20 protein-coding genes and 1 pseudogene are annotated in these 25,956 nt (G+C 63.7%); 15 read left to right on the top strand and 6 right to left on the bottom strand.

What is annotated here, in order from left to right:
* Window positions 1-26: 26 nt before the first annotated feature.
* The 4 genes from ACNJX8_RS35990 to ACNJX8_RS35975 all read left to right on the top strand — a co-directional run bounded on the left by ACNJX8_RS35990 (window position 27) and on the right by ACNJX8_RS35975 (window position 6,382).
* Window positions 27-1,235: an acetyl-CoA C-acetyltransferase gene (locus ACNJX8_RS35990; protein ID WP_439358557.1), complete on the top strand. Its 1,209-nt coding sequence runs from the start codon at window positions 27-29 to the stop codon at window positions 1,233-1,235.
* A gap of 13 nt (window positions 1,236-1,248) precedes the next feature.
* Window positions 1,249-3,390 carry a 3-hydroxyacyl-CoA dehydrogenase NAD-binding domain-containing protein gene (locus ACNJX8_RS35985; RefSeq protein ID WP_439358556.1) on the top strand — a complete coding sequence of 714 codons (2,142 nt, stop codon included), beginning with the start codon at window positions 1,249-1,251 and terminating at the stop codon, window positions 3,388-3,390.
* Window positions 3,391-3,577: 187 nt separating this feature from the next.
* Window positions 3,578-4,771, top strand: a complete 1,194-nt coding sequence (locus tag ACNJX8_RS35980; RefSeq protein WP_439358555.1) for an ABC transporter substrate-binding protein — start codon at window positions 3,578-3,580, stop codon at window positions 4,769-4,771.
* 72 nt (window positions 4,772-4,843) lie between these two features.
* Window positions 4,844-6,382 carry an acyl-CoA synthetase gene (locus ACNJX8_RS35975; RefSeq protein WP_439358554.1) on the top strand — a complete coding sequence of 513 codons (1,539 nt, stop codon included), beginning with the start codon at window positions 4,844-4,846 and terminating at the stop codon, window positions 6,380-6,382.
* A gap of 54 nt (window positions 6,383-6,436) precedes the next feature.
* On the opposite strand, the gene ACNJX8_RS35970 is transcribed toward ACNJX8_RS35975, so the two are convergent.
* Both ACNJX8_RS35970 and ACNJX8_RS35965 read right to left on the bottom strand, forming a co-directional pair.
* Window positions 6,437-7,687, bottom strand: a complete 1,251-nt coding sequence (locus ACNJX8_RS35970) for a CaiB/BaiF CoA transferase family protein (RefSeq protein WP_439362028.1) — start codon at window positions 7,685-7,687, stop codon at window positions 6,437-6,439.
* 17 nt (window positions 7,688-7,704) lie between these two features.
* On the bottom strand, window positions 7,705-9,927 hold the full coding sequence (locus ACNJX8_RS35965; protein WP_439358553.1) for an acyl-CoA dehydrogenase family protein: 2,223 nt from the start codon (window positions 9,925-9,927) through the stop codon (window positions 7,705-7,707).
* 60 nt (window positions 9,928-9,987) lie between these two features.
* Between ACNJX8_RS35965 and ACNJX8_RS35960 the strand changes: the two genes are divergently transcribed.
* The 9 genes and pseudogenes from ACNJX8_RS35960 (at window position 9,988) to ACNJX8_RS35920 (ending at window position 20,203) form a co-directional block, all read left to right on the top strand.
* Window positions 9,988-10,881, top strand: a complete 894-nt coding sequence (locus ACNJX8_RS35960) for a FadR/GntR family transcriptional regulator (protein ID WP_439358552.1) — start codon at window positions 9,988-9,990, stop codon at window positions 10,879-10,881.
* Between the two features lie 217 nt (window positions 10,882-11,098).
* Window positions 11,099-11,887 carry a CoA-transferase subunit beta gene (locus tag ACNJX8_RS35955; RefSeq protein ID WP_439358551.1) on the top strand — a complete coding sequence of 263 codons (789 nt, stop codon included), beginning with the start codon at window positions 11,099-11,101 and terminating at the stop codon, window positions 11,885-11,887.
* 50 nt (window positions 11,888-11,937) lie between these two features.
* The gene (locus tag ACNJX8_RS35950) at window positions 11,938-12,822 is read left to right on the top strand and encodes a CoA transferase subunit A (protein WP_439358550.1); all 885 of its coding nucleotides are present in this window, start codon (window positions 11,938-11,940) and stop codon (window positions 12,820-12,822) included.
* Between the two features lie 8 nt (window positions 12,823-12,830).
* Window positions 12,831-14,063, top strand: coding sequence for a CaiB/BaiF CoA transferase family protein (locus ACNJX8_RS35945; RefSeq protein WP_439358549.1), 1,233 nt, complete (start codon window positions 12,831-12,833; stop codon window positions 14,061-14,063).
* Between the two features lie 18 nt (window positions 14,064-14,081).
* Entirely contained in the window at window positions 14,082-15,365 is a 1,284-nt protein-coding gene (locus ACNJX8_RS35940; protein WP_439358548.1) for a cytochrome P450, read from the top strand.
* A gap of 61 nt (window positions 15,366-15,426) precedes the next feature.
* Window positions 15,427-16,530 carry an NAD(P)-dependent alcohol dehydrogenase gene (locus ACNJX8_RS35935; RefSeq protein WP_439358547.1) on the top strand — a complete coding sequence of 368 codons (1,104 nt, stop codon included), beginning with the start codon at window positions 15,427-15,429 and terminating at the stop codon, window positions 16,528-16,530.
* A gap of 23 nt (window positions 16,531-16,553) precedes the next feature.
* Window positions 16,554-17,792 (top strand): cytochrome P450, encoded by a 1,239-nt coding sequence (locus ACNJX8_RS35930; protein WP_439358546.1) that lies wholly within the window; start codon window positions 16,554-16,556, stop codon window positions 17,790-17,792.
* A gap of 57 nt (window positions 17,793-17,849) precedes the next feature.
* Entirely contained in the window at window positions 17,850-18,998 is a 1,149-nt protein-coding gene (locus tag ACNJX8_RS35925) for an acyl-CoA dehydrogenase family protein (RefSeq protein ID WP_439362027.1), read from the top strand.
* A gap of 9 nt (window positions 18,999-19,007) precedes the next feature.
* Window positions 19,008-20,203 (top strand): annotated as a pseudogene (locus ACNJX8_RS35920) (acyl-CoA dehydrogenase family protein).
* Window positions 20,204-20,231: 28 nt separating this feature from the next.
* Here ACNJX8_RS35920 and ACNJX8_RS35915 read toward each other — a convergent pair.
* The 3 genes from ACNJX8_RS35915 to ACNJX8_RS35905 are packed head-to-tail and all read right to left on the bottom strand — an operon-like array spanning window position 20,232 to window position 22,800.
* Window positions 20,232-21,191, bottom strand: coding sequence for an NAD(P)H-dependent flavin oxidoreductase (locus ACNJX8_RS35915; protein ID WP_439358545.1), 960 nt, complete (start codon window positions 21,189-21,191; stop codon window positions 20,232-20,234).
* Between the two features lie 36 nt (window positions 21,192-21,227).
* Window positions 21,228-21,632, bottom strand: coding sequence for a Zn-ribbon domain-containing OB-fold protein (locus tag ACNJX8_RS35910; protein WP_439358544.1), 405 nt, complete (start codon window positions 21,630-21,632; stop codon window positions 21,228-21,230).
* 1 nt (window position 21,633) lies between these two features.
* Entirely contained in the window at window positions 21,634-22,800 is a 1,167-nt protein-coding gene (locus ACNJX8_RS35905) for a thiolase domain-containing protein (RefSeq protein WP_439358543.1), read from the bottom strand.
* 140 nt (window positions 22,801-22,940) lie between these two features.
* On the opposite strand from ACNJX8_RS35905, the gene ACNJX8_RS35900 reads away from it, so the two are divergent.
* Together ACNJX8_RS35900 and ACNJX8_RS35895 are read left to right on the top strand one after the other, a co-directional pair.
* On the top strand, window positions 22,941-23,804 hold the full coding sequence (locus tag ACNJX8_RS35900) for a MaoC/PaaZ C-terminal domain-containing protein (protein WP_439358542.1): 864 nt from the start codon (window positions 22,941-22,943) through the stop codon (window positions 23,802-23,804).
* Window positions 23,805-23,859: 55 nt separating this feature from the next.
* Window positions 23,860-24,636 (top strand): SDR family NAD(P)-dependent oxidoreductase, encoded by a 777-nt coding sequence (locus ACNJX8_RS35895; RefSeq protein ID WP_439358541.1) that lies wholly within the window; start codon window positions 23,860-23,862, stop codon window positions 24,634-24,636.
* A 103-nt stretch (window positions 24,637-24,739) separates the two neighbouring features.
* On the opposite strand, the gene ACNJX8_RS35890 is transcribed toward ACNJX8_RS35895, so the two are convergent.
* Entirely contained in the window at window positions 24,740-25,951 is a 1,212-nt protein-coding gene (locus tag ACNJX8_RS35890; RefSeq protein ID WP_439358540.1) for an ABC transporter substrate-binding protein, read from the bottom strand.
* Between the last annotated feature and the right edge of the window lie 5 nt (window positions 25,952-25,956).

Genomic DNA, 25,956 nt, shown 5'->3' with positions numbered 1-25,956 from the left:
ATTGAACGCCCCAAGGAAAACTGCTGATGACCGAAGCGATCATCTTTGATGCAATCCGCACACCCCGCGGCAAGGGACGGCACGACGGCGCACTCTACGAGGTCGGGCCGGTGCAGCTGCTGGCCGGCCTCATGCACGAGCTCGAGCGGCGGACCCATTTCGACACAGCTGAGATCGACGACGTCCTGATCGGCTGCGTGCAGCCCTATGGAGAGCAAGGAGGCGTGATCGCCAAGACCGCCGCGCTCGCCGCAGGATGGGATTGGAAAGCACCCGGATTGCAGCTCAACCGCTACTGCGGTTCGGGCCTGGATGCGGTGAGCCTTGCTGCGCAGAAAGTCCGCTCTGGATGGGATGAGTTGATCGTGGCGGGCGGCGTCGAGTCGATGTCTCGCATGGGCATCGGCGCCGCGCCGAGTGTGCGCGATCATCAACCGCGGCTCTCGTTCGCGCTCAAAATGATTCCGCAGGGCGTGAGCGCAGACCTCCTGGCGACACTGGATGGCCACATGCGAGAGGATGTCGACGGTTATGCGCTGCGCTCGCAGCGCTTGGCGGCGAGAGCGCGCGACGAGGGCCGCTTCGACCGCTCTCTCGTCCCGGTACGCGATATCAACGGCATGGTCCTGCTTGCGGCGGACGAGGCGATCAGGGCTGATGCGACCCTGGAGGGCTTGGCCAAGCTCAAACCGTCGTTCGCCGAAATGGGCGAATTCGGGGGCTTCGATGCGATCGCGCAGTCGAAATATCCTCACCTCGACGAGATCAGACACGTTCATACTGCTGGAAATTCCTCCGGAATCGTCGACGGTGCCGCGCTTATGCTGGTCGGCAGCCCTGAGAAGGGGCGTGAGCTCGGCCTGAAGCCACGCGCGCGGATCGTCGCCACCGCCGCGCTCGGCGTCGAGCCGACGATCATGCTGACCGGGCCTGCGCCGGTGACGCAAGCGGCGCTTGCCAAGGCGGGCCTCAGCTTCGATGACGTCGATCTCTACGAGGTCAACGAGGCATTCGCGAGCGTCGTGTTGCGCTTCGTGCACGAAACGAAGGTCCCGCTCGACAAGGTAAATGTCAACGGCGGAGCAATCGCTCTCGGACATCCCCTGGGAGCAACCGGCTGCATGTTGGTCGGAACGCTGCTTGACGAGCTCGAGCGCCGTCAGCTCAGGCGGGGCGTCGTCACGTTGTGCGCGGCCGACGGTATGGGCGTCGCAACTGTCATTGAACGTGTTTGATCGGGGGCCCGGAATGACTGCCATCGCCTATGTCAAGGATGATCAGGGTATCGTCACACTGACCATGGACATGCCGGGCCAGGGCGCCAACACCATGAACGAAGTTTTTCGTGACGCTTACCGCGCCGCCGTGGAGCGTATCGAACAGGACCGCGAGAATATCGTCGGCGTCGTCCTCACTTCGGGCAAGCCGACGTTCTTCGCCGGCGGAGATCTCAAGAGACTGCTCGCGGCCGATGATGCGGCGGCGCTCTTTGGCCGCGCCGAAGTTGCCAAAGCGACCATGCGTAGGTTGGAGAAGTTGGGAAAGCCCCTGGTCGCAGCCATCAATGGTACGGCGCTCGGCGGCGGTTTCGAGCTCGCTCTCGCCTGTCATGCGCGCTTTGCCCTCAATAACGAGGGCCTCCAGCTCGGGCTTCCAGAGACCAGCCTCGGGTTGATCCCTGGCGCCGGAGGCATCGTGCGCCTGGTCCGCATGCTGGGGCTCGAAGCTGCGATGCCGCTCATTCTCGACGGAGTGATTTTCGGTGCACAGCGCGCCCTTGAACTGAAACTGTTGAACGGGTTGGCCTGCGACAAGGACGAACTTCTCGCGAAGGCGCGCAGCTGGATCCTGGAAAATCCAGCCGCCCTCCAACCTTGGGATCGCAAGGGCTTTCGCATTCCCGGATCGACGCCTGCCGCCGCCGCGCCGCTGGCTTGGCTGCGAACCGCGCCCATGCTGCTGATGAAGAAGCACCGCCAGCGCTATCCTGCCGTGGAAGCTGGGATGTCGGCAGCCGTCGAAGGGGCAGCCGTGGATTTTGACACGGCTTGCCGGATCGAGAGCCGCTACCTCGCCAACGTGGCAGTCGGCGGCGTTGCCAAGAACATGATGCGGACGTTCTTCTTTCAGATGAACGACATCAAGGCGGGAAAGAGCCGGCCGGAGAGTGTTCCCGAGGCGATCTTCGGACGAATCGGAGTCTTGGGGGCGGGGTTGATGGGGCGTGGCATCGCCCAAATTGCCGCCCAGCAGGGCATCTCCGTCGTCTTGAAAGACGTGACCCAGGAGCAAGCTGAACAGGCCAAATCGAAGATCGCGGATGGTCTGCAAAAGCAGGTCGAGAAGGGGCGGCTATCGGCCGACCGCATGGGCGCCGTGCTTGCCTTGATCAAGCCGGCCGCGAGCCCGAGCGATCTGGCGGGATCGGAATTGATCATCGAGGCCGTGTTCGAGGATCGCGAGCTCAAACGAGGCGTGACGCGGGAGGCCGAGCCACATCTGTCGCCGAGGGGCATTTTTGCGTCCAACACATCGACGCTCCCCATCACCGGCCTCGCGCAAGCCTCCACCACTCCGGCAAACTATATTGGCCTGCATTTCTTCTCCCCAGTCGATCGAATGCCGCTCGTCGAAATCATCAGGGGAGCCCAGACTTCAGCGGAGACGTTGGCCCGTGCTTATGACTTCGTGCGGCAGATCAAGAAGACGCCGATCGTAGTCAATGACAGCCGCGGCTTCTTCACAAGCCGGGTGTTCGGAACCTTTACCCGCGAAGCCGGCGCGATGCTGGCCGAGGGCGTGGATGCCGGGAAAATCGAAAACGCGGCGATCTGGGCCGGCATGCCCGTCGGCCCTCTCGCTGTGATGGATGAAACCTCTCTGGCGCTCGCTTGGAGTGTTCGCCTCCAGACCATCGCCGACCTTGAGGCCGAGGGGAGGTCGGCGCCCCACCATCCGCATTGGGCCGTGGTCGACAGGATGGTCAACGTGTTGAAGCGGCCCGGTCGAGCCGGTGGCGGCGGCTTCTACGAGTATCCCGCCGGCGGCAAGAAACGAATCTGGTCGGGTCTGCGGCGAGAATTTCCGCCGAGCCCGACGCAGGCTCCTTTGCAGGAATTATCCGACCGCTTCCTCTACATCCAGGCCATCGAAGCGGTGCGGTGTCTCGAGGAAAACGTCGTCGAGTCCTCGCGCGATGCAAATATCGGTGCGGTGCTCGGGATCGGCTATCCCAAGTGGACTGGCGGGCCGCTCCAGTACATTGACATGATCGGGGCAAAGGCCTTCGCGCGGCGCGCCGCCGGTTTGGCGGCGAAATGCGGCGACCGCTTCCTGCCGCCGCGCATGCTGGTGCAACTGGCCGATGGTGACGGCCGATTCTGCGCCTGACCTGGTCGGCACAGAACAGAGAAGCCCTTCTCGTCGGGATCGACCGTTCGCCCCGCGCTCAAACCAGCGCCCTGCGTCCACAGAGCTGGGCAGGCGGCGCTCCCGCGAATAGAAGGCGGCGCAGGCTTGCGGCAATCCTGGCCATGTTGTATCAATGGTCCAACCAATAATAGGAGGATAGCGATCCATGGCAGGACGAGGCATCGCCGCGCTCGCGGGCTTGTTCTTGTCGAGTGGCTTGGCGCTCGGCGAGCCGTTGAAGATCGGTGTCTTGACCGATATGTCCGGCGTCATCGCCGATACGGTTGGGCGCGGCTCCGTCGTTGCTGCGGAACTCGCGGCCAGCGATGCTGGCGGCGCCGTTCTCGGCCGGCCGATCGAGATTGTCTCGGCCGACCACCAATTGAAGCCGGATGTCGGTCTGACCATCGCCCGGCGCTGGTTCGATGAGGAGCATGTCGAGGCCATCGCCGACATTCCCGTATCCACCATCGCTCTCGGCATCCAAAATCTGGCCAAAGCCAAGGGAAAGATCGCTCTGATTTCGGGCTCCGGGACGCTGGATCTCTACGGCAAGTCGTGCTCACCGACCGGATTTGTCTGGACGTTCGATACCAGCGTGCTTCCTCGCGCCCCCGTTCTGACTGCGGCGGAATCCGGTGTGAAGAAATGGTTCGCGATCGGGCCCGACTACTCCTTCGGGCATCAGATGGAGCGCGCGGTCGCGGACGCTGTGAAGGAGACCGGAGGGCAACTGGTCGGCACGCGGCGCGCGGCTATCGGGACCTCGGATTACGCTTCGCTGCTTCTGGCTGCGGAGGAAGCGCGGCCCGACGCGATTGCCTCGTCCTTTGCCGGTCATGATGGGGTGCTTCTTATCGAGAACGCGGTCGAGTTCGGCCTGCTGCAGAAGGGTATCCGCATTGCGGGCCTGATGCTGTTCGAGTCCGACGTGCACAGCCTCGGGCTCGACCGCATGAAGGGCATCTATACGACGACAGCTTTCTATTGGGATACGGACGACAACACCCGCAGCTTCGCAAGGCGGTTCAGCGAGAAGATGGGGCGACCGCCATCCGCACTCCAGGCGGGGGTCTATAGCTCGGTCACGCACTATCTGAAGGCCGTCAACGCAGCAGGCGCGACGTACGGTCCGGAAGTGGCAAAGAAGATGCACGAATTGCCGATCTCGGACCTCACGACGCCCTCGGCCAGGATCCGCGCAGATGGCCGCGTCCTGCGCGACATGTTCCTGGTCCAGGTCAAATCGCCGGAAGAATCAAAAGGACCCTGGGATTATTTCAAGATCGTCCGCCCGATGAAGGCGGCAGAATTGATGTCGGAGGCGCCCAATCCGGATTGCAAGCTGCCGACACAGTAGGCCCTTGGGTCTGTCGCAAAAACCATGCGCTTCACCAGAATCGCTCGATGTCCGAACATTGTTTGAGGAGTGATGACTTCGCCCTTGATCTTTCTCGATCGAACGTCTCGTGCCCGCGATGAAGTGCTGAGCAACGCCGCGCGTGCCGCCACCGGGCTGCAGGCTTGCGGCGTTGCCGAGGGCGACACTGTTGCGCTGTTGTTGCGCAACGACTTCGCTTTTGTCGAGGCGACACAGGCCGCCGCCCTGATCGGCGCCTATTGCGTGCCGATCAACTGGCACGGCCGGGCGCAGGAGATCGGCTACATCCTCAAGGATGCGAAGCCAAAGGTGTTGGTGGCCCATGCGGACCTCCTCGCGGCCGCTCGTGACGAACTCCGGGAGATATTGAGCGACATTCAGGTGCTGAGCGTGCCAACGCCGCTAGAACTCATCCGGCAGTTCGGCGTTTCAGCGGGTGCCGAAACACCGATAGCAACGGACCGCAGCTGGCCGGACTGGCTGGCGGAATTCCAGCCCTGGAGCGCTGCCCCGCCACGCAGCCGCGCCACACTGATCTACACGTCGGGTACGACGGGACATCCCAAAGGCGTCAAGCGCGAGCCGGCGACACCTGAACAGACCAAGGCGTATGGCGAGTTGATGCGATCGGTCTACGGTATCACGCCGGGCGTTCGTGTCCTGATCGGCGGGCCGCTCTACCATGCGTCTCCCAACGCCTGCTTGCGTCAGGCCATCACTCAGGCCGAATTGATCGCCTTTCAATCGAAGTTCGAGCCCGAAGACACCCTGGCGACGATCGAGCGGGAGCGCATCACGCATGCCGTCATGGTGCCCACCATGTTCGTGCGTCTGATGCGCCTGCCGGAAGAGATACGCCGCCGCTATGATGTGAGTTCGCTTCGCTGGGTGATCCACACCGGTGCGCCCTGTGCACCGGAAATCAAGAAGGCGCTGATGGACTGGTGGGGGCCGGTCATCTACGAGACCTATGGCGGTACCGAGGTTGGAGCGGTGATGCTGAGCACGCCGGAGGACTGGCTGGCGCATCCCGGCAGCGTCGGGCGCCCCACGCCCGGCGCGCGGATCGCGCTCTATGATGAGAACGGCCAGCCGGTCGGGCCCGGCGAAATCGGCGAAATCTATGTCCGGCAGGATTCGCTGGCGGATTTCGTTTATCTCAACGACGCGGCCAAGCGCAAATCGGTCGAGCGTGACGGGCTGATCAGCGTCGGCGATGTCGGCTATCTCAAGGACGGCCGGCTCTATCTGTGCGACCGGCGGTCGGACATGGTGATCTCGGCCGGCGTCAATATCTATCCGGCGGAGATCGAATCGGCGCTGATCCAATGTCCGGGCGTCCGGGATTGCGCCGTGTTCGGCATTCCCGATGAGGAGTTCGGTGAGGCGCTTGCCGCTGCGATCGAGGCGGAGCCGGGATCCGAGCTGACGACGGACATGGTTCGAGCCTTTCTCGCCGAGCGAATCGCCAAATACAAGGTGCCGCGCCGGATCGACTTCCATGCCGCGCTTCCGCGCGAGGAAAGCGGAAAAATCTTCAAGCGTCGGCTCAAGGATCCTTTCTGGAAGGACGTGGGCCGCCGCATCTGATCATCGGCGCGAACGCCGGAGTGCAGCGCGCTCCGGCTGCCCTTCGCTTTCGCGTCAGCTTGCGGTTCCGAATGCGCCCGCCGCTGTCAGCTCGGCGATGCGCTCGGGTGCATAACCGAGAACGCGCTCCAGCACCTCCGCCGTGTGCTGTCCGAGCGTCGGGGCGGCGACGGGATCGAGGACAGGCGTTTCGCTGAAGCGCAAGGGGGACCCAATGTTCGGGATTTCGCCTGCCGCCGGATGCGAAATGGACGAGGCGAGCGCACGCTCGGCCATTTCGAACGAGTTGAAGGCACCTTCCACGGTTCTGACGACGCCGGACGGGACGGCTGCGGCCCGCATCTTCGCGGCCCACCGTTCGCTGGAATCGCTGGCGAGGATCCCTTCGATGATGGCAGTCAATTCCTCGCGGTGCGCCATGCGGTCGCGATTGCTCAGGAAGCGCGGATCCTCGGCGAGGTCGGGCCGTTCCAGCACGTTGGTGACGAGACGCCGGTAAGTCCGATCATTCGCGCAGGTGATGTAGAGCGGCCCGTCTGCTGTCTGGAAGGTGCCGGTCGGGGTGCTGTCGGCGCTGCGATTGCCGGCGCGCGTCGGATTGCGGCCCGTCGCGAGATAGTTCATGGCATGAAAGCCAAGCATCAGCGCGGCAGTGTCGAACAACGCCGTCTCGACACGCTGCCCGCGTCCCGTGCTCTGGCGTGCGGCGAGCGCACCGAGCACCGCAATCGCAGCCGCCATGCCGGTGGAGATGTCCATGATCGCGGGGCCGGTGCGAACGCCTTCCTGATCCGGAAAACCGTTCATCGACATGAAGCCCGTCTCCGCCTGGATGACAGGATCGAAGCCTAGACGATCGGCCATTGCCCCGTCGCGGCCGTAGGCCGAAACGCTGCAATAGATCAGGCGGGGGTTGAGTTCATGCATCGCCTCGTAGCCGAGGCCGAACCGCTCCATCACCCCGAGCGAGAAATTCTCCACCAGGATGTCGGCCGAGGCGGCGAGTTCAACTGCGACCTTTCGCGCAGCTTCATTGGTGAGATCGAGCGCAACGCCCTTCTTGTTGCGATTGACCCAGAGGAACGGAACGCCCTCTCCGCCGAGGTGAGGTTGGAAGCGGCGAAAATCGTCCCCGTTCGCAGCGTTCTCGATCTTGATCACCTCGGCGCCCATATCCGCAAGGAAGAGCGTGCACATGGGCCCCGCAATGAAGTGCGAGAAGTCGATGACGCGCAAGCCTTGAAGCGGGGAGGGGGCGCCTGGCGTTCGCGGGCGCGGCGGCGGAAGCTGGGGACGGGCTGTGATCACATGTCACCTCCGGGCTATCGCGGCAGTCCGAGCCCACGTTGGGCGATCAGGCTGCGCTGGATTTCATTGGTGCCGATGCTGATCACCCACATCAGCGAATGCCGGAGCATCTGCTCGATGCGCCCGCGCAGGATTGCGCCCGGGCTGTGCTCGCTGAGCAGCGCCTCCGGCCCCAAGAGGTCCAGTGCGGTCTCCCCGAAACGCTCCATCAGCTCGCCGGAATAGACTTTGCTGACCGCCGCCCTCTCCGGCGGCGTCTCGCCATTGTCCACCTGCTCGGCGCAATGGACCATCATGCGCCGGCCGGCCTCGATCTCGGCCGCCAGCGCACCGACCCTGGCGCGTACCAGCGGATCGCGCCGCATCGGCCTGCCGTGACGTTCGGCGGTGCGGATGTATTCACAGAACAGCTCGAACATGTGGGCGACCTTCAAGACGATGCCGCCGCCGATGAAGCCGCGTTCGGTCGCCAGGGCCCCCGTGAGGACCTTCCAGCCTTCGCCTTCGCCGCCGATGCGGTTTTCGGCGGGTACGCGCACGTCGTCATAGAACACGTTGGCAAAGGTGCCGCCGTACATGGTTTCGGAGGGGCGGATCGTGATGCCAGATGTTGTCATCGGAACGATGAACATGGTGATCCCGGCATGAGGCGGCGATGCATTCGGATCGGTCCGGGTCGCGAGCAGCATGTACTCGCCCCAGTACGTCGTGGTCCAGATCTTCTGCCCGTTGATCACATAGTGGTCGCCGTCGCGAACGGCGCGTGTCTTCAGTGATGCCAGATCCGAGCCGGCCTGGGGTTCGCTGTACCCCATACCGTAGATCGCCTCGCCGCGTAGGATTTCCGGCAGATAGCGCTGCTGCTGCTCGGGAGTGCCGTAGACCTGGAGCATTGCAGCCTGCACGGGCGCACCGGCCCGCGGGGCTTCGGCGCGCTCCATTTCCTCCATGAAGGCAAGCTGCTCGAAAGCGCCACGCTCCTGACCGCCAAATCGCTTCGGCCAATTCAGGCCGATCCAGCCGGTCGCGCCGAGCGCCCTGGCGAACTCGCGATCATATTCCCGTTCAGGGAAGGAGAGCTGCTCATGTCGGTCGCGGCGCTCGCCAGACCAATGCGCGTCAAGCCAGGCGCGGACCTCACGACGAAAGGCATTCCCCGCTGGTCCCAGATCGTACTGCGGAAACCGGACGTCGGCGTCGCGATCGAGAAAATGGCTCGCCAGTTGCTCGACCGGCGACCGCTGGCCGCCGTAGCGAAGCACGCCGACATGAACCTGTCTGAAGTGGCGGGGAGCCTCGTGCTCGTCGCTGTAGCCGATCGCGCCGAAGGCGTGCTGGGTCTCGAGCGACACCCGGCGAAGCGAACTTGCGGCGGTCGCCAGGGCCGCGGCCGTAAACCAGCGCCATGGTGCGGCTTCGAGATCGTATTGGGCGGCCGCATTCGCGATCGTGAGCTGAACCGCGCGCAATGCGATGTGGCAGTTCGCGAGCTTGTGCTGGATGGCCTGAAAACGCCCGATCGGTTGGCCGAACTGGCGGCGCTCGCCGGCATAGGCGACAACCTGTTCGAATGCACGCTGGGCCGCACCGAAGGCCCGCGCGGCTTCTGCCAGGGCCGCGACTGCGAGCAGATCCCGAACCTCGCGTTCGCTGAACGAAACGGTCGCGAGCGGAGGTGCATCGATCCGGACCCGCCACCAGCCCGGCTTTCCCATCATCAGGGTCGGCTCAGCGGTGACCCCTTCTCTGGTCTTGACGATCGCGAGTGCCGGCCCCGGCACGAACACGGCGAGATGTGTGACGATGTCCGCGGATTCGATGAAGGCCAACTCCGCGTTCAGGTTGCCACCTTGCAGTTGCGCCCAGCCCGCGGCTCCATCATGATCGAAACTTGCGAAAGACAGGGCCGCCATCGCCTCGCCGGCGTGGAGGTCATCCAGGAATGCGCGCAGGGCGGGGGACTCGCTCCGAGCCGCAAGCTGCATGAGGTTGACCAAGCCTGCATCCGCGAGCGGTGCGCGGCAGGCCGCGCGGCCGGCCTCTTGCTGGACCAACACGAGCTCGCGCAAGCCGCCTTCAGCAGGAGACGCAGCAATCTGGGTCAGCCCCTGGGCGGCCAGCTGCTTCCAGAGTTGCGCCGTCACCGCGGCCGCCTTGTCCGACAGGCCCGCAAAAAATCCGCGGACGGCTCCTTGCAGGATCTGGCGATCCTCGTCCGAGGGCAACTCCCGCAGCATCCCGCGATCTCTCTTTGGATTTTGGTTCAACCATTCTACTTTTGTGCAAGCTGTGGGTCAATGGCGGCGTCTCGCTGGCGGGAATCGTCCGCTTCGCCTATATGTCGTTGCCTCTCGAACATCCGGGTTGATATGAGCGCTTCACAATTGCCAGCCAAATCCAGCGCCGAGGCTGCGCCGCTGGCACAGTTCCAACGAATCCGCTCGTCGCGTGCGTTCGACGAGATCGCCGCCCAGATCCGCACCGAGCTCGCCTCCGGCAGGCTTGCGGTCGGCAGCCGCCTGCCGTCCGAGCGGGCGCTGTCGGAGCAGTTTGGCGTCTCCCGCAACACGCTTCGCGAAGCCTTGCGCTCGCTCGAGCATGCCGGGCTGATCCGCCTGCAGAAAGGGGCTCGTGGCGGCGCCTTCATCAGCCAGCACAGTGGCGAGGCGATCGCGACCGGACTGATGGACATGTACCACGTCGGCACCATCCAGCCAGCGCAACTGACCGAGGCCCGTATTTGGCTCGAATCGATCGTGGTGCGGGAAGCCTGCCGACGTGCGACGGCCGCGGATATCGACATGCTGAACCGCCTCATCGATGAAGCGCAGGAAGCGCGGCGGCGCGGCGATTTCGCCAGCCGCGCTGAGAGGAACATCGAGTTCCACAGGATGCTCGCGCGCCTCACCGACAATCCGATCATGGTCATTGTCATGAACGGCGTGCTCGACGTCCTCGCTCATTTCGTGCAGCGGATCGGCGAGTATGACAACAGCTTCGTGTTGCCATCGCGCCGCCGATTCATGGAGCACTTCGCGGCAGGCGATGCCGATGCCGCCGTGGCCGAAATGGAATCCTGCCTGAAACGGCTGCAGCGAAGCTACATGTCGCGCATTCAGGCTGCTGAAGGCGCGGCGGCTGCCAAAACCGCTTCACGCGCCCGGCGGTCTCCACCGGCCGCCCAGCGCTAACTCCCGCACCGCGCAACCGGATCGCCCGTCGTTCGCGCGGCTGGTCCCACACGCCCGCTTCGGAATGAATGCAGCCCCGCCCGTGCGGGCGGGTGATGGCCGACGTCCGAACTGCCGGATGCGAACCGGCGCGGCCTCGCGCCGGCCGCTGGTCCGTTGACATCGCCGCTGCGCGCCGATACTGTGGCAATGGTTCAACCAATAGGTCGGAAGCGCAATGTCCGCAAATCCATCCCTCGGTGAGACGCTGGCGGTGTTGCTGGCGCGCGATATGGCCGACGGCGAGAAGGTCATCATCGGAACCAACTCCGACATCCAACTCGCGGCTTGCAATCTCGCGCGGCGCATGCAGGCGCCGCGGCTGTGGTGGATTTCCGGTCCGGGCGGCATGGTCAATCCGACCCGCGATCATCTGTTGTCCACGGCTGACTACGAGAATGTCGAGTCGGCAGAAGCGTGGATGGATCTGCCCGTCATGATCGACTTCATCGACTGGAAGGTCCACTTCTTCGATTTTGCCATTCTGTCCGCGTTGCAGGTCGATCGCTTCGGCAACATCAATACGGTCGTGGTCGGCGACCAGCGCAAGCCGCGTGTCCGCGGCCCCGGAACGGTCGGCATCAGCGCGCTCTGCGGTCTCGCCAAGCGCTTCTATGTGTGCCTGACCCGTCACGACCGCAGCGCGTTCGTGCCGCGGGTCGATTTCCTGTGCGGACCCGGTCACATGGAAGGCGGGGATTCCCGCGAGCGCATGGGCTTGCCTCCGGGCGGGCCGAAATTGGTGCTGTCGCCGCTGGGCGTGTTCGATTTTGCGCCCGGCAGCAAGGCCATGCGTGTGAAGTCGATCAGTCCGGGTGTGACGCTGGAGCAGATCCGCGACTGCACGGCCTTCGACGTCGTCGTGGACGGCGCGCCGCCGGTGACGACCATGCCCACCGATCAGGAGCTCGCGCTGCTGCGCAAGCATGTCGACCGGCGTGGCGATCTTCGGCGCAAATTTCCCTGAGCCTACGGCAGGCGTCCTTCCAATCAGACCGACAGGCAAGCTGAAGTCCCATGACAAAGAGCAAGATCGTTTCTGCCGACGAGGCCGTCGCCGAGATCCAGGATGGAGCCAAAGTTGCGCTCGGCGGCTGGATCTTCAACTCGCAGCCGATGGCGCTGGTGCGCGCGTTGATCCGGAAAGGTGCGCGCGACCTGCACCTCATCCCGGCCCCCGGCTCGATCGCGCCGGACATGCTGATCGGTGCGGGATGTGCCGCCTCCACCGTCTGCGTCTTCATCAGCTTCGAGCAGTTTGGTCTCGCGCCGAACTTCCGTCGTCAGGCCGAGAGCGGCGCGCTCAAGGTTTACGATCTGGATGGACCGGGTATTGCCGGCGGACTGCGGGCGGGAATTTGCGACCTGCCTTACATGCCCGTGCCCGATCTCGGCACCGACCTGCCGAAATTCGCGCCGGAGCATTATTGGCCGCTGCCGTCCAAGCCCGGCGAACGCAAGATGCTCGCGGTCGCCGCCGTCAAGCCGGATGTCTGCCTGCTGCACGCGCAGCAGGCAGACGAGTACGGAAATGTCCAGCACCTCGGACCACCATTCTTCGACGCGATGATCGCCCAGGCGTCCCGGCGGGTGATCGTCTCGGTGGACCGCATCGTCTCGACTGACACGATCAGGCGCAGCAATCATCTCACCAAGCTGCCGAGCGCGATGGTCGATGCGGTCGTCGAGGCGCCGTTCGGTGCGCATCCGACTGCCTCGCCATCACTCTATCGCTCCGACGAGGCGCATCTGAAGGAGTATGTGAAGAGCAGCGCCAGCGCCGAGGCGTTCGGCAGCTATCTGGAGCGCTACGTGCGGACCGCTTCGCCCACGGCGTATCTCGACGCGGTCGGCGGCGGCCGGCTGGCTGCACTGACCGTGTCCGAAACCAATCTGAAATGAGTACCGACATGGCAGCCGGAGCGGCAAACGGAACGACCCGTCCGGGGATTCTCGACGGAATTCGTGTCCTCGATTTCACCGCCATGATGTCGGGTCCTTATTGTACGCGCCTGATGGCGGATCTCGGCGCCGAGGTCATCAAGGTCGAGCCGCCCGAGGGGGATCACATCCGCTTGCGGCCGCCGCTGCGGCACGGGCGAAGCGCCTATTTCGCCCAGCTCAATGCCGGCAAGAGCAGCATCGCCCTCGATCTCAAGCGGCCTGAGGCGCGCAAGCTGATATACGAGCTGGTGCCCCATTGCGATGTGCTCGTGGAGAACTATCGCCCGGGCGTGATGCAGCGGCTCGCCTTGGACTACGAAGCTGTCGCCAAGCTCAATCCCAAGCTGGTGTATTGCTCGATCTCGGGCTTCGGCCAGGAGGGATCCTGGTCCGGGCGGAGCGCCTATGCGCCGGTGCTGCACGCGACGTCCGGCTATGACATGGCCAATCTCGATTACCAGGAGGGCGACGTTGCGCGTCCGTTGAAGAACGGGATCTTCATCGCCGACGTACTGGGCGGCTCGACCGCCTTTGGAGCCATTCAAGCGGCACTATTTCGGACGCTCAAAACCGGGCAGGGCGAGTATGTCGACGTCTCCCTGCTCGACGCCATGGTCAGCATGCTGGTGTACGAGTGTCAGGAGGCGCAATTCCCGGCAGAGCGCCGCCGGCCGCTCTATCGACCGACGCAAGCCAGCGATGGCTTCCTGCTCGTCGCTCCCGTGAGTCAGAACAACTTTGAGGCCCTGGCGCGCGGCGTTGGCCATCCCGAATGGATCAGGGACACGCGCTTTGCAACCAGCAGCGCCCGCGAGCATCACTGGTCGGAGTTGATGAACTTGCTCGACGATTGGGCGGCCTCGCGAACGGCCGCCGAGTGCGAGGCCGTGCTCACCAAGGCCGGCGTGCCGTGCTCGCAATACCGAACGATCCATGAGACCATGACGCTGCCCCCCATCCAGGAGCGCAGCGTTCTCGAGGAGATCGATGATGGGTCCGGGCCGATGCACATTCCCAATCCCGCATTCCGGTTTGCGCACAGCGCGGCCCATGTCCGGAATAAGGTGCCTACTCTCGGCGAGGACGGGCCAAGCCTGTTGCAACGCCTCTTGGGGCTGAGCCCCCAAGCGATTGCGACGCTGCGCGCGGACAAGGTTCTCCGGGGCGTGGAAGAACAAGCTATCGCGGCGGCCGAGTAGACCGGGCAAGCGCGGGGAATGGAGGGGGCAGAGTTGAGCGCGGCGAATTTTCCCATCCCGGAGAATATCGTGGCCGTGCTGACGGATCCCGCGGCCTACGGCGATCACCGCATCTTCGACGCCTATCGATGGCTGCGCGCCAATCAGCCGCTCGGGATGGCCAGCCCTCGCGGCTTCAATCCGTTCTGGGTCGTGACGCGCCACGCCGATATTCAAGTCGTCAGCCAGAACAATCAGATGTTTCGCAGCAGTGATCGTCCGATAGCTCTGATGAGCAGCAAGGCCGAAGCCAGGATGGAGGCGGCAACGGGTGGTAAAGGCCTGCTCCGCTCGCTGGTGCAGATGGATCTGCCTGACCATCCCAAGTTCCGGGCCCTGACGCAGAAATGGTTCACTCCCGGCAATCTGCGTTCGATCGAAGCCAACGTGCGCAGCATCGCGAAGACTTATGCCGATCGGCTCGCAGCATCCGGCGGACATTGCGACTTCGTGTCCGACATCGCGCTGGGTTTCCCGCTGCGGGTGGTCATGAGCATTCTGGGTGTCGATGCGGATGATGAACCCAAGATGCTGCGTCTGACACAGGAGTTCTTTGGCACCAAAGATCCCGATAACGGGCGCAAAGGGCAGAATGATGGTCTCGCGGCGCTGTCGGACGTCGTGTCGGAGTTCGGCGAGTTCTTCTCTTCCGTCGTCGCCGACCGGCGCGCCAAGCCGTCCAATGATCTTGCCAGCGTTATAGCCAATGCGCAATTCGACGGCGAACCGATATCCGACCTGGATGCGCTCAGCTATTTCGTGACCATCGCGACCGCGGGTCACGACACGACGTCGTCTTCGAGTGCAGGCGGGATGTGGGCGCTTTGCGAGCATCCGGAGCAGTTTGCGAAGCTGAAAGCCAATCCCACCCTGATCCCCGGCTTCGTCGACGAGGCGATTCGCTGGAGCACGCCTGTCAAGCATTTCATGCGGACGGCGGCCGCTGACACCGAGCTGGGCGGCCGTCCCATCAGCCGCGGCGATTGGCTCATGCTGTGCTACGCCTCGGCAAATCGCGATGAAGCCGTCTTTCAGGATTCGGAGGCGTTCCGGATCGACCGCTCTCCGAACCGGCATCTCGCCTTCGGCTACGGAGCCCATCTCTGTCTGGGGCAGTATCTTGCCAAGCTCGAGATGCGGATCCTTTTCGAAGAGTTGCTGCAGCGGATTTCGTCGGTCGAGCTCGACGGCGCAGGCGCAAGGACCGTCTCCTGGTTCGTCAACGGACCTAAGCGACTCCCGATCCGGTATCAACTCCAATGAATCGACTCGCGACACCCGATCTCGCGGGGCCGGCGAGGCCAGAAAACGAGCAGACACGCGCATGAAGATCACAGCGGCAATAGCAGTTGCGCCGGAGCGCCCGTTCGAGCTGATCGATTGCGATCTGTCCGATGACCTCGCGCCGGGAGAGGTGCTCGTCCGCATCGAGGCCTGCGGTATCTGCCATACCGATCTCGCGGTGAAGCTGCAGCACATTCCGGTGCCGCTGCCCAAGGTTCTCGGCCATGAAGGCGCAGGCGTGGTCGAACGTGTTGGTCCTGATGTGACGGGGCTGGCGGAGGGCGACCACGTGCTGATGAGCTTCGGCTCATGCGGCGGGTGCGGACAATGCCAGCTCGGCGCGCCCGGGTATTGCGACGAGTTCGGCATGATCAATCTGTTCGGCGAGCGGCGTGGCGGGTCGGGGCTTCGCTATCGTGGCGCCGAGCTCGGTGGTTCCTTCTTCGCGCAATCGGCGTTCGCGAGTCATGCCATTGCGACTGAGCGGAACGTGGTCAAGATCGATAAGGAGTTGCCGCTGGATCTACTCGCTCCGCTCGGCTGCGGAATCCAGACCGGTGCGGGTGCGGTGCTGAACGTCCTGGCGCCCCGGGCCGGTGCATCGATCGCGGTGTTCGGCGTCGGCGCGGTCGGAATGGCGGGGATCATGGCCGCGAGGCTCGCGGGCTGCGGCACGATCATCGCGGTCGATGTTCGTGCCGAACGACTTGCCCGCGCGCGTGACATCGGGGCAACGCATACGATCGAAGGACGAACGCCTGATCTTGCCAACGCCGTGATGGCGCTCGGGAGAGGCCGCGGCGTCGATCACTCGCTCGACACCACCGGCGTCCCCGAGGTTGTCGCTGCGTCGATCGCTTGCTTGCGGCAGCGCGGCTCGTCCGCGCAGGTCGCTGCTCCACCACGTGGAACGCGCTTTCCCGTCGAAGCAAGCGTATTGGTCGGCAGAGGACTGACCGTGAGGGGCGTCGTCGAAGGCGATGCCGTGCCCAGCCTCTTCCTGCCGCGGCTCATCGACTTCTTCCGCAAGGGGCAGCTGCCGCTCGACAGGATCGTGAGCTTCTATCCGTTCGAAGAGATCAACCTGGCCATCGAGGACATGGAAATCGGCTCAACCATCAAGCCGGTGCTGCGGATGAGCTGAATAGCGCAAGAGGGGAGGACACGATGCAGGACGCGATTCTGGATCAGGCGATCGTCGACCACAAAACCTACGGAAGGCTCGACAGGCAGCACGCCCTGTTCTCCAGTCTCCGAAAGGAGGATCCGGTTCATTGGACGGAGCCGTCGGGATTCCGTCCATTCTGGACCATCAGCAAGCACCAGGACATCATCGAGATCGAGCGCCAGAACGAGCGCTTCATCAACGCGCCCCGCACCAAGATCTTGTCAATCGAATTCGAGAACAAGGTGCGCGAGGCGATGGCCGGACGCCCAATGCTGGTCCGCGCCATCAATCACATGGATAATCCGGAGCATGGCAAATACAAAAAGATCACGCATTCCTGGTTTCAGCCGCGTGAGGTGCGCCGCCTCGAAGAAAGCATCGGGTCGCTCGCCCGCGCGAGCGTCGACCAGATGCTGCAGAAAGGCAACGAGTGCGACTTCTATAACGACGTCGCGGTGTGGTACCCGCTAAAGGTGATCATGCTGATCCTGGGGATTCCGGACGAGCACGGTCAGCGCCTCCTCGACATCACCAAGGCCTATTTCGGCGGCGGCGATCCAGAGATGCAGCGTGGCACCGACCTGATCGACGCCACCTTCGCCTATGTGAACTTCTTCAGGGAAGTGGCGCAGGAGCGGCGGCAGAACCCAAAGGATGACCTCGCAAGCATCATTGCGACAGCCGAGGTCGACGGCAAGCCGATCGGCGAGTTCGAGACCTCGTCCTACTATGTGGCGCTCGCCAGCGCCGGTCACGATACCGCCAGCGCAACGCTCTCCGGCGGTCTGCTCGCCCTAATCGAGAATCCGGCCGAGATGCAGAAGCTGAGGGGCAATCCCGATCTCATTCCGCTGGCGGTCGAGGAGATGGTGCGCTGGGTGTCTCCGGTGAAGCATTTCTTCCGGACCGCGACCGAGACTTACACCTTGCGCGGCAAGACGATCAAACAAGGAGATAACCTGCTGCTGGCCTACCCCTCCGCCAACCGGGATGAAGACGCCTTCGATCGCCCGTTCGCATTCGTCGCCGACCGGACGCCGAACCGCCATGTCGGCTTTGGCTTCGGCATCCACGCATGCCTCGGCATGTATCTCGCCAAGGTCGAAATGATCGCCTTCATGCGCGAGCTGTTGTCGCGCGTGGGCAGCATCGAGCTCACCGGTGATCCGGCCTGGACCGAGACATCGTTCGTTGGCGGCCTGAAGCGGCTTCCGATCCGCTTCTCACGACTTTATTAACTGCTTTCCGATCTGCAGCGACCGAGATGAGCACATGATCAGGAGCGGAGCATGGGTATGGACTTGGCGCCCACCGAAGCGCAACAGATGTTGCGCCATAGCATCGAACGGTTCGTCACCGAGCGTTACGACCCGGCCGCGCGTCGTCGCGCGATGCAGGCTCCCGAGGGATTCAAGCGCGACAATTGGCGCCGCTTCGCCGAACTGGGCTGGCTCGGGCTGCCGTTTGCGGAGGACATCGGCGGTTTCGGCGGGGGCCCGCCGGAAGTGGCCATCCTGATGGAGGAGCTTGGCCGAGGCCTCGCGACCGAACCCTATCTCTCGACGGTGCTGCTGGGCGGTGCGCTGATCGCAGAGTGCGGCAGCGAACAGCAACAAGGGACCTTGCTGCCCGCCATCATGAACGGCGAGTTGTTGCTGTCGTTTGCCCATTACGAGACAGACGCAAGAGCCGGCCTTTCGGCGGTTCGAACCATGGTGAGGAGCGAGGAACAAAGTTGGACGCTGCACGGTCGGAAGATAGCCGTCCTCGATGCCACCTCGGCCGACGTCCACCTCGTATCGGCGCGGTTGCCCGATCAGCAGGGGGGAGACCTCGCGCTGTTTCTGGTACCGAAGGACGCGGCCGGTGTGCGCTTGCGCGAAGCGCCCCGCTTGGGCGGAGGCCGCGTTGCGGAGTTGATATTCGAACAGGTTCGGCTTCCCGCGAATGCCCGCCTCGGAACGAGTGCGGATGTGCTGCCCGCGATCGAGGCCGTCGTGGATCGGGCGATCGCCGCACTCGGTGCTGAAGCGGCCGGCCTGATGCGAGCCATGTTCGAAGCGACCCTCGCATACACCAAGGTGCGCAACCAGTTTGGCCGTCCCCTGGCGGCCAATCAAGTCATCCGGCACAGGCTGGCCGACATGTACATCCAATGCGAGGAGGCGCAAGCGATGGCGGCGCGTGCGGCTCTGCTGATCGGGAACGAGGCCGATGCGACGGAGCGCTCGCTCGTCGCCTCGGGCGCCAAAGTGAAGATCGGTCGGGCTGCGCGCTACGTTGCGGAGCAAGCCGTTCAGCTTCATGGCGCAATGGGCGTGACGGACGAACTCGATCTCGGCTTCTATTTCAAACGCCTGCTGGTCTTTGAGGCGCTATTCGGAAGCGTGGACTTCCATCTCCAGCGTCACGCCGCTCTGTTCGGCAACTCGCGCCCGGAATGAGATCGAACGATGTCCCTGTCACTCACCCCCGAACAACTGCGCTTCAGAGATGAGCTACGAGCGTTCATTGCGGCGCATCTTTCGCCCGAGTTGCGGCGCGCCAGCTCTCTGAATGTCTCCTTCTTCTCCGATCCCGACATCGTCGCACCCTGGCAAAAGGCTTTGCACGAGCGCGGCTGGGTCGCGCCAGGCTGGCCGCAGGAGCATGGTGGGCCCGGCTGGTCGGCGGCTCAACGCTGGATTTTCGAGTCCGAGTGTGTGCGCGCCGGCGCACCGCAGCTCTCGCCCATGGGCATCAAGATGGTGGGTCCAGTCTTGATGCGCTTTGGAACCACCGAGCAGAAGAAGTTCTATCTGCCCCGTATCCTCAGCGGCGAGGACCGTTGGTGCCAGGGTTACTCGGAGCCGGGGTCGGGCTCGGACCTTGCCTCGCTGAAGACGCGCGCGGTCCGCCGTAGGGAGCGCTACGTCGTCAACGGCACCAAGATCTGGACCACGCATGCGCATTTTGCAAACCGCATGTTCGCGCTGGTCCGCACCAGCGACGAGCCCCGGCAACAGGACGGCATCAGCTTTCTGCTGATTGATATGAAATCGCCCGGCATCACCATCCGCCCGATCATGATGATCAGCGGCGACCATGACGTCAACCAGGTGTTCTTCGACGACGTCGAAGTCCCCGTGGCCAACCTGGTCGGCGAGGAGGGGCGGGGCTGGACTTACGGCAAGTATCTGCTGGAATTCGAGCGGGGCGGCGGTGTCAACTCGCCGAAACTGGAATATGCACTGGAGAAAGTTCGGCTACTCGCCAACTCCGACCTCTCCTGTCACGCGATTTCGCGCCCGGAGATCGCAACCAAACTTTCGGAGATCGAGCTCGATCTTCAGACACTGGAGTTCGCCGAGTTGAAGGTGCTGTCTGCGCTGCAGAGAGGCGAAAATCCCGGACCGGTGTCATCAATCCTCAAGCTGCGTGCCAGTGAATCCATCAGGCCATCACCCGCGTCGGGCTCGACATCGTCGGGCAGAATGCGCTGGTGGAGGAAACCCGTCGTCCTCTCTACGCGCTCGATGACGAACCGTTGATTCCGGAAGACGTGCTGAGCGCGGTGCCCCGTCATCTCAACGGCCGCGCCAACACGATCTTCGGCGGGAGTTCGGAAATCCAACGCGACATCATTGCGAGGCAGGTGCTCGGGCTCTAAGCACAAGCGCTTCGGCGTTCAAAACCGTTCAGACCATGGCGGGAATCTGGCAAGCCTGAGCATATTCCCGCTTCAGCCGGGCAACCAGGTCCGCGACGGCAGGAATGTCGTCGATCAGGTCGATCCCTTGACCGGCGCTCCACAAGGTCTTCCAGGGTTTTGCGCTGTCAGGCAGATGGTCATGCCGCATGCCTTTGCCGTTCGGCTCCGGCAAGACGTTCGGATCGAGACCCGCAGCGCGCAACGATTCGACAAGCCAGTTCGCAGCCACGCCGGCAACCTTTTCCGTGTAGATCAGGTCGGCGGACGTCTGCGCAACGAGCATGCGTTTGTAGTCGTCGGCCGCCAGGGACTCCCGGGTCGCGATGAATCGCGTGCCAAGATACGCGAGGTCGGCACCGAGCACTTCCGCGGCGCGGATGCTGGCGCCGTCCGATATGGCACCGGCCATCACGATCGTGCCGTCAAAAATCGAGCGGACCTTGCGGATCAAGGCCAGATGGCTGATCGTGCCGGAATGACCGCCGCCGCCGGCGCCGATGCAGATCAGGCCGTCGACGCCAGCCGCGATGGCGCGTTCGGCAAACGGGATGCTGGTGATGTCGTGGAACACCTTTATTCCACGATCATGTGCCTGCTCGACGATGAGCTCGGGATTGCCGCCGACAGTGATGACGATATCGACGCCTTGTTCGGCGCAGAGATCCAGGTGCTTCCCGATATCGTTCTCGGGCGTCTTTGCCGACAAGTTGACAGCGAGCGGGCCAATCGGACCCGGCGCCTGCGCGGCGTGTTCGCGCAAATCCTCGCGGATCGCGCGCAGCCAGCCAGCGAACTCTTCGAAGGAGCGGGCGTTCTGGCGGGGCAGGGCGCCGATCACGCCGGCCTTGCACGCCTCGCGAACGAGGTCCGGGCCGCTGACCAGGAACATCGGCGCGCAGATGGCAGGCAAGGAAAGCGATTGCCGGAGCATTGGATCGAGCGTCATGCATGCCTCCTTTGGGAGCGAGATCGGAGCGGTTCGTCAGCCCTGGTCGGGCGCGAACATCGGGATCATCGCCCCGTCCTCGGCTGGCTTGAAGACGACGTGGACCCGCTGTCCGATGCGCAAGGAGTCGAGATCGCAATCGACGATGTTGCTCAGCATGGTCACGCCCTCGTCGAGCCGCACATAGGCGATCGCGTAAGGAACAGGGCCGGCACGGCGGGTGACGCTGACGCTGTAGATTTCACCCTTGCCGCTGGCGTCGCGCCATTCGGTATCGCCAAGGCAATAGGGGCAAAGAGCGCGCGGATACCAGTGCGGCTTGCGGCAGGATATACAGACCTTGATGCGTAGCGATCCGGCCGCTGTCGCGGCAAAGAAAGGCTCGGTTGCGCCGTCATGCACGGCCGAACCGAGCGGGCGGTCCTGGTAAATCGTCGTCATCTCACGCGCGCTCCATGATGAGGGTGGCACTGCCGTGGCGGGAGCCGAGCAGGCCGCCGGTGCCCTGGGCCAAAGCGAGGCTGCAATCGCGGACCTGCACCTTCGGATGCGCTTCACCGCGCAACTGGCGGACCGCCTCGATCACCTTGGTGATGCCGCCGCGATTGGCGGGATGGTTGTTGCAGAGGCCGCCGCCGTCGGTGTTGAAGGGAAGCTTGCCGACTCCGGAGATCAAATTGCCGTCGGCGACGAAACGCCCGCCCTTGCCCTTCTCGCAAAAGCCGAGATCTTCGATCTGCATTAGCACGGTGATAGTGAAGCTGTCATAGATCGAGGCATATTGGATGTCGGACGGCTTGACTCCGGCCTCCTCGAACGCGCGTGGGCCGGACCACGCCGCGCCCGAGAACGTCAGGTCGACCTGACCGTTGAGCTGACCCTTGATCGCCTCGCCCGCGCCGAGAACATTGACGACAGGCCGCTTGAGCGAGCGTGCTATCTCGGGGCGCACGACGACCAGCGCACCGCCGCCATCGCTGACGACGCAGCAGTCGAGCCGATGCAGGGGATCGGAGATCATCGGCGAAGCAAGCACGTCGTCGACGGTGACGGATTCGCGCAGCATGGCATTCGGATTGTGCTGGGCGTGGGTGGCTGCCGCGACCTTAATCCAGGCCAATTGCTCACCGGTCGTGCCGTACTCATGCATGTGCCTGTTAGCCGCGAGCGCATACATGTTGACCGTGACGGGCGCATAAGGCGCTTCCCACGGCACATCCGGCGTGCCGGCGCCGACCAGCCTCGGCGCCACGCCGCTCGATCCCTCGCTGCGCGGTCGGCCGGCGAGCGTGATCAGGGCGACGTTGCACTTGCCCATCGCAATGGCCTGGGCTGCATGGGAGACGTGAACCAGATAGGCAGACCCGCCGGTATCGGTGCTGTCCACATGGCGGGGCCGTAGTCCCAGATAGTCCGCCATGCTGTTTGCGCCGAGGCCAGGCGCGTCGCCGGCGCAAAAGTAGCCGTCGACATCCTCGAGCCGCAGGCCGGCATCTTCCAGCGCGCCGCGCGCGCATTCGGCATGCAATTGGGCCACGGTCTTGTCCGGCGCCTTTCGCGTCGGATGCTCATAGGCGCCTGCGATGCAGGCCTTGCCTCGAATGCTCATCGGCTCTCTCGCGCTCACGTTCCGTCCGTGGCCGCTTCCCGCATCCGGCAGCGTTGACCACCACGTGCCGGGTCTATATCATTGGTTCAACCAAAGACCAATAGCGGATATGAGCCGTTCCCGAGGGAGAGCTGCCGATCATGGTTGACTACGCAAAGACGCGCGCCTGGCGCTCCGGAGACGTCCGCCACGCCTACGCGACACGAGACACCATTCTCTACGCGCTCGGTGTCGGTGCCGCGAGCGACCCGCTCGACGAGCGGCAGCTGCGCCTGGTGTACGAGAAGAATCTCGTTGCGCTTCCGACCATGGCCACGGTCCTGGCGTCGCCGGGCGCCTGGATGCGGGACAATGCGGAGCTCGGCATCAATTTCGCGAAGATGGTGCATGGCGAGCAGTCCGTGCAGATGCATGCCGTGCTTCCTCCCAGTGGCGTTCTGGTCGGCAGGAGCCGCGTTGCGCGGCTGGTCGACAAGGGTGACGGCAAGGGCGCCGTCATGCATGTCGAGAAGGAGCTATGGGACGAGGCCACCAATCAACTGGTGGCGGTCGGTGAACAGGTGCTCTTCCTGCGTGGCGACGGCGGCTTCTCGCAAGGCTCCGGCGGCGACGAACCCGCGAGCGCGCCGATGCCTGTTCCCGATCACGCGCCGGACCGGGTGATCACGCTGCCGACGCGGGTGGACCAGGCGGTGCTCTATCGCCTCTCCGGCGATCTCAACCCTCTGCACATCGACCCCGACTTCGCTACCAAGGTTGGCTTTACACGGCCGATCCTGCACGGACTTGCGACCTACGGATTTGCCTGTCGCGGCTTGGTTGAAGCCTTCTGCGACAGCGAGCCTTCAAGGCTGAAAGCAATCCGCGCCCGCATGTCCGCGCCTGTCTTCCCAGGAGACACGATCCGGCTCGAATGCTGGCGTCTCGACGATCGCATCGCGTTCCAGGCGCGCGTTACCGAGCGCGAGGCGCTGGTGCTCAGCCATGGCTGGGCGTCGACCTAATGAATTCACAGCCGGGCAGAATGCTGACCTTTACCCACGAACAAAGGAATCGCGAATGACGAAGAACATAATGTCACTGCAAGGCCGAACGGTGGTCGTCACCGGCGCTGCACAGGGTATCGGCAAAGCAACGATCGAACTGGCCGTTGGGCTCGGAGCGAATGTCGTCGCCGTCGATCTCAATGGCGAAGCGCTCGGGACAGTCCTGGCGGCCCTGCCGGCGGATCGAGTGATGAAGGTCGTCGGCAGCGTCACCGACGCGGAGCTCGCCGCCAGCACCGTTGCAGAGGCCGTCGGTCGGTTCGGCTCGGTAAACGGGCTGGTCAATAACGCCGGCATCATCCGCCCCGCGATGATCGAAAAGATGAGCATGCGTCAATGGCAGGAGGTCATCGATGTTCATCTCACCGGCGCCTTCCTCTGGTTGCAGGCCGTCGGGCGTCACCTGGTTCAGCGCGCCAAGGACGGCGACGCCTCAGGCGGTTCCATCGTCAACATCTCGTCCGATGCCGGGCGGAAAGGGTCCGTCGGCCAGATCAACTATGCCGCCGCCAAGGCGGGTCTGCTCGGAATGACGATGACCGCAGCGCGCGAATGGGGCAAGTACAACATCCGGACCAATTCGATCTGCTTCGGCGTGGTCGAAACGCCGATGACCGAGGTCGTTCGCGGCGAGAAGTTCAGGGACGGCATTCTGGCGCAGATCCCGCTCGCACGCTGGGCGACCCCGGATGAGGTGGTGCAGACCGTCTGCTTCCTGCTCTCGGATGCAGCCTCATACACGACGGGCCAGCACATCGGAGTCAATGGCGGCTTCCATATCAGTCTTTGATCCGCCTTCGTCCTCCCTAAGCATCACGACCGTCGCGGTGCCGAAACACGAAGGCCAAACTTGCGGTGGGGCGCGCACGAGACGCGACCCACCGCTCCTTTCTTTAATCCGCCGTGATCGGCTCGCCGGAGAGCGTCCAGCTGGAACCATCGAAAACGGCAATGCGCAGAGTTTTGAAAGGTGCATAGTCCTCGGGCGTGGTGCTGATGGTGATACCGGGCAGCATCATCGGCATGCGCTGGCCGTGGAGCGATGTCGCCTGGCGAAGCAGGCTCTCGCGGGTCAGATCGTCGCCGCAGGCCTTCAGCACGGCTCCGAGCGTATTGACGTTCATATAGGCGACGAGAACGGAGTAGTCGTCTGGGTTCACCGACGGTGCGTACTTCCTGAGGAATTCCTTGTAGGCCTTGACCTCGTCGTCATTGGCCCAGGCCGGATCGCCCGGTTGCTTGAGAAATTGCGTGGTGACCAATCCGCGCGAGGCGTCGAGTCCGGCGGGCTTCAGCACCGTCTCGACAGAAGCGGTCGAGCCGCCGATGATGTGCAGCGGATGCCAGTCCAGCTCATGTGCCTTGCGGATAGACTGGGCGGCAGCCTTGGCCGAGGACTGCTCGATCAGCGTGTCGACGCCGGCGGACTTCAACTGCACGATCTGAGAGTCAATGGTCGGGTCGGCGATTTCATAGGAGACTTGGGCGATGATCAGACCAGCCTTTTCGCCCAGCCCGGCGCGTAGGCCTTTCACATAATCCTTCCCGAAATCGTCGTTCTGGTAGAGGACGCCGATCTTGGCGTCCGGCTTGGTCTTCATGATGTACTTGGCAATCGCCTGGCCTTCGGTCTCGAAGTCGGGATAGAGTGGAACGGTCCAGGGAAATTGCTTGGGATCGTTGAAGCGGCGTCCTCCTGCCGTGATCAGGAGTTGCGGCACCTTCTTGGAGTTCAGATACTTCTGGATCGCGACGTTCGGCACCGTTCCGATCGTGCCGACCTCGGCCAGCACGCCGATATCCTCGATGAGCTTTCGGGATTGCTCGATGGCTTTCGGTGCACTGTAGGCATTGTCGAGCTGCGTGAAGCTGATCTTGCGTCCGTTGATCCCACCGCGCTCGTTGATCATGTCAAAATAGCCCACCACCGCCCGTCCGGCCCCGGCGCCGAACGCGGAGGCCGGGCCGCTGAGCGGGGTCGACTGGCCGAGCTTGATTTCGGTGTCACTGACGCCTGGCCCATAGGCTTTTTGGGCATGTACGTTCGCCACCGACAACAGCGCGGTGACAAAGATCGAAAATGACAGAGCGGATCGACGGCTCACGGTAT

The sequence above is a fragment of the Bradyrhizobium sp. SPXBL-04 genome (assembly GCF_051853035.1).
Taxonomy (GTDB): domain Bacteria; phylum Pseudomonadota; class Alphaproteobacteria; order Rhizobiales; family Xanthobacteraceae; genus Bradyrhizobium; species Bradyrhizobium zhanjiangense.
This window is presented reverse-complemented; position numbering and strand designations above follow the sequence as displayed.

Excerpts from the sequence above, each read along its gene's own strand:
- ACNJX8_RS35990 (WP_439358557.1), top strand. The coding sequence starts at position 27 with ATGACCGAAGCGATCATCTTTGATGCAATCCGCACACCCCGCGGCAAG.
- ACNJX8_RS35985 (WP_439358556.1), top strand. The coding sequence starts at position 1,249 with ATGACTGCCATCGCCTATGTCAAGGATGATCAGGGTATCGTCACACTG.
- ACNJX8_RS35980 (WP_439358555.1), top strand. The coding sequence starts at position 3,578 with ATGGCAGGACGAGGCATCGCCGCGCTCGCGGGCTTGTTCTTGTCGAGT.
- ACNJX8_RS35975 (WP_439358554.1), top strand. The coding sequence starts at position 4,844 with ATGACTTCGCCCTTGATCTTTCTCGATCGAACGTCTCGTGCCCGCGAT.
- ACNJX8_RS35965 (WP_439358553.1), bottom strand. The coding sequence starts at position 9,927 with ATGCTGCGGGAGTTGCCCTCGGACGAGGATCGCCAGATCCTGCAAGGA.
- ACNJX8_RS35960 (WP_439358552.1), top strand. The coding sequence starts at position 9,988 with ATGGCGGCGTCTCGCTGGCGGGAATCGTCCGCTTCGCCTATATGTCGT.
- ACNJX8_RS35955 (WP_439358551.1), top strand. The coding sequence starts at position 11,099 with ATGTCCGCAAATCCATCCCTCGGTGAGACGCTGGCGGTGTTGCTGGCG.
- ACNJX8_RS35950 (WP_439358550.1), top strand. The coding sequence starts at position 11,938 with ATGACAAAGAGCAAGATCGTTTCTGCCGACGAGGCCGTCGCCGAGATC.
- ACNJX8_RS35945 (WP_439358549.1), top strand. The coding sequence starts at position 12,831 with ATGGCAGCCGGAGCGGCAAACGGAACGACCCGTCCGGGGATTCTCGAC.
- ACNJX8_RS35940 (WP_439358548.1), top strand. The coding sequence starts at position 14,082 with ATGGAGGGGGCAGAGTTGAGCGCGGCGAATTTTCCCATCCCGGAGAAT.
- ACNJX8_RS35935 (WP_439358547.1), top strand. The coding sequence starts at position 15,427 with ATGAAGATCACAGCGGCAATAGCAGTTGCGCCGGAGCGCCCGTTCGAG.
- ACNJX8_RS35930 (WP_439358546.1), top strand. The coding sequence starts at position 16,554 with ATGCAGGACGCGATTCTGGATCAGGCGATCGTCGACCACAAAACCTAC.
- ACNJX8_RS35925 (WP_439362027.1), top strand. The coding sequence starts at position 17,850 with ATGGACTTGGCGCCCACCGAAGCGCAACAGATGTTGCGCCATAGCATC.
- ACNJX8_RS35915 (WP_439358545.1), bottom strand. The coding sequence starts at position 21,191 with ATGACGCTCGATCCAATGCTCCGGCAATCGCTTTCCTTGCCTGCCATC.
- ACNJX8_RS35910 (WP_439358544.1), bottom strand. The coding sequence starts at position 21,632 with ATGACGACGATTTACCAGGACCGCCCGCTCGGTTCGGCCGTGCATGAC.
- ACNJX8_RS35905 (WP_439358543.1), bottom strand. The coding sequence starts at position 22,800 with ATGAGCATTCGAGGCAAGGCCTGCATCGCAGGCGCCTATGAGCATCCG.
- ACNJX8_RS35900 (WP_439358542.1), top strand. The coding sequence starts at position 22,941 with ATGGTTGACTACGCAAAGACGCGCGCCTGGCGCTCCGGAGACGTCCGC.
- ACNJX8_RS35895 (WP_439358541.1), top strand. The coding sequence starts at position 23,860 with ATGACGAAGAACATAATGTCACTGCAAGGCCGAACGGTGGTCGTCACC.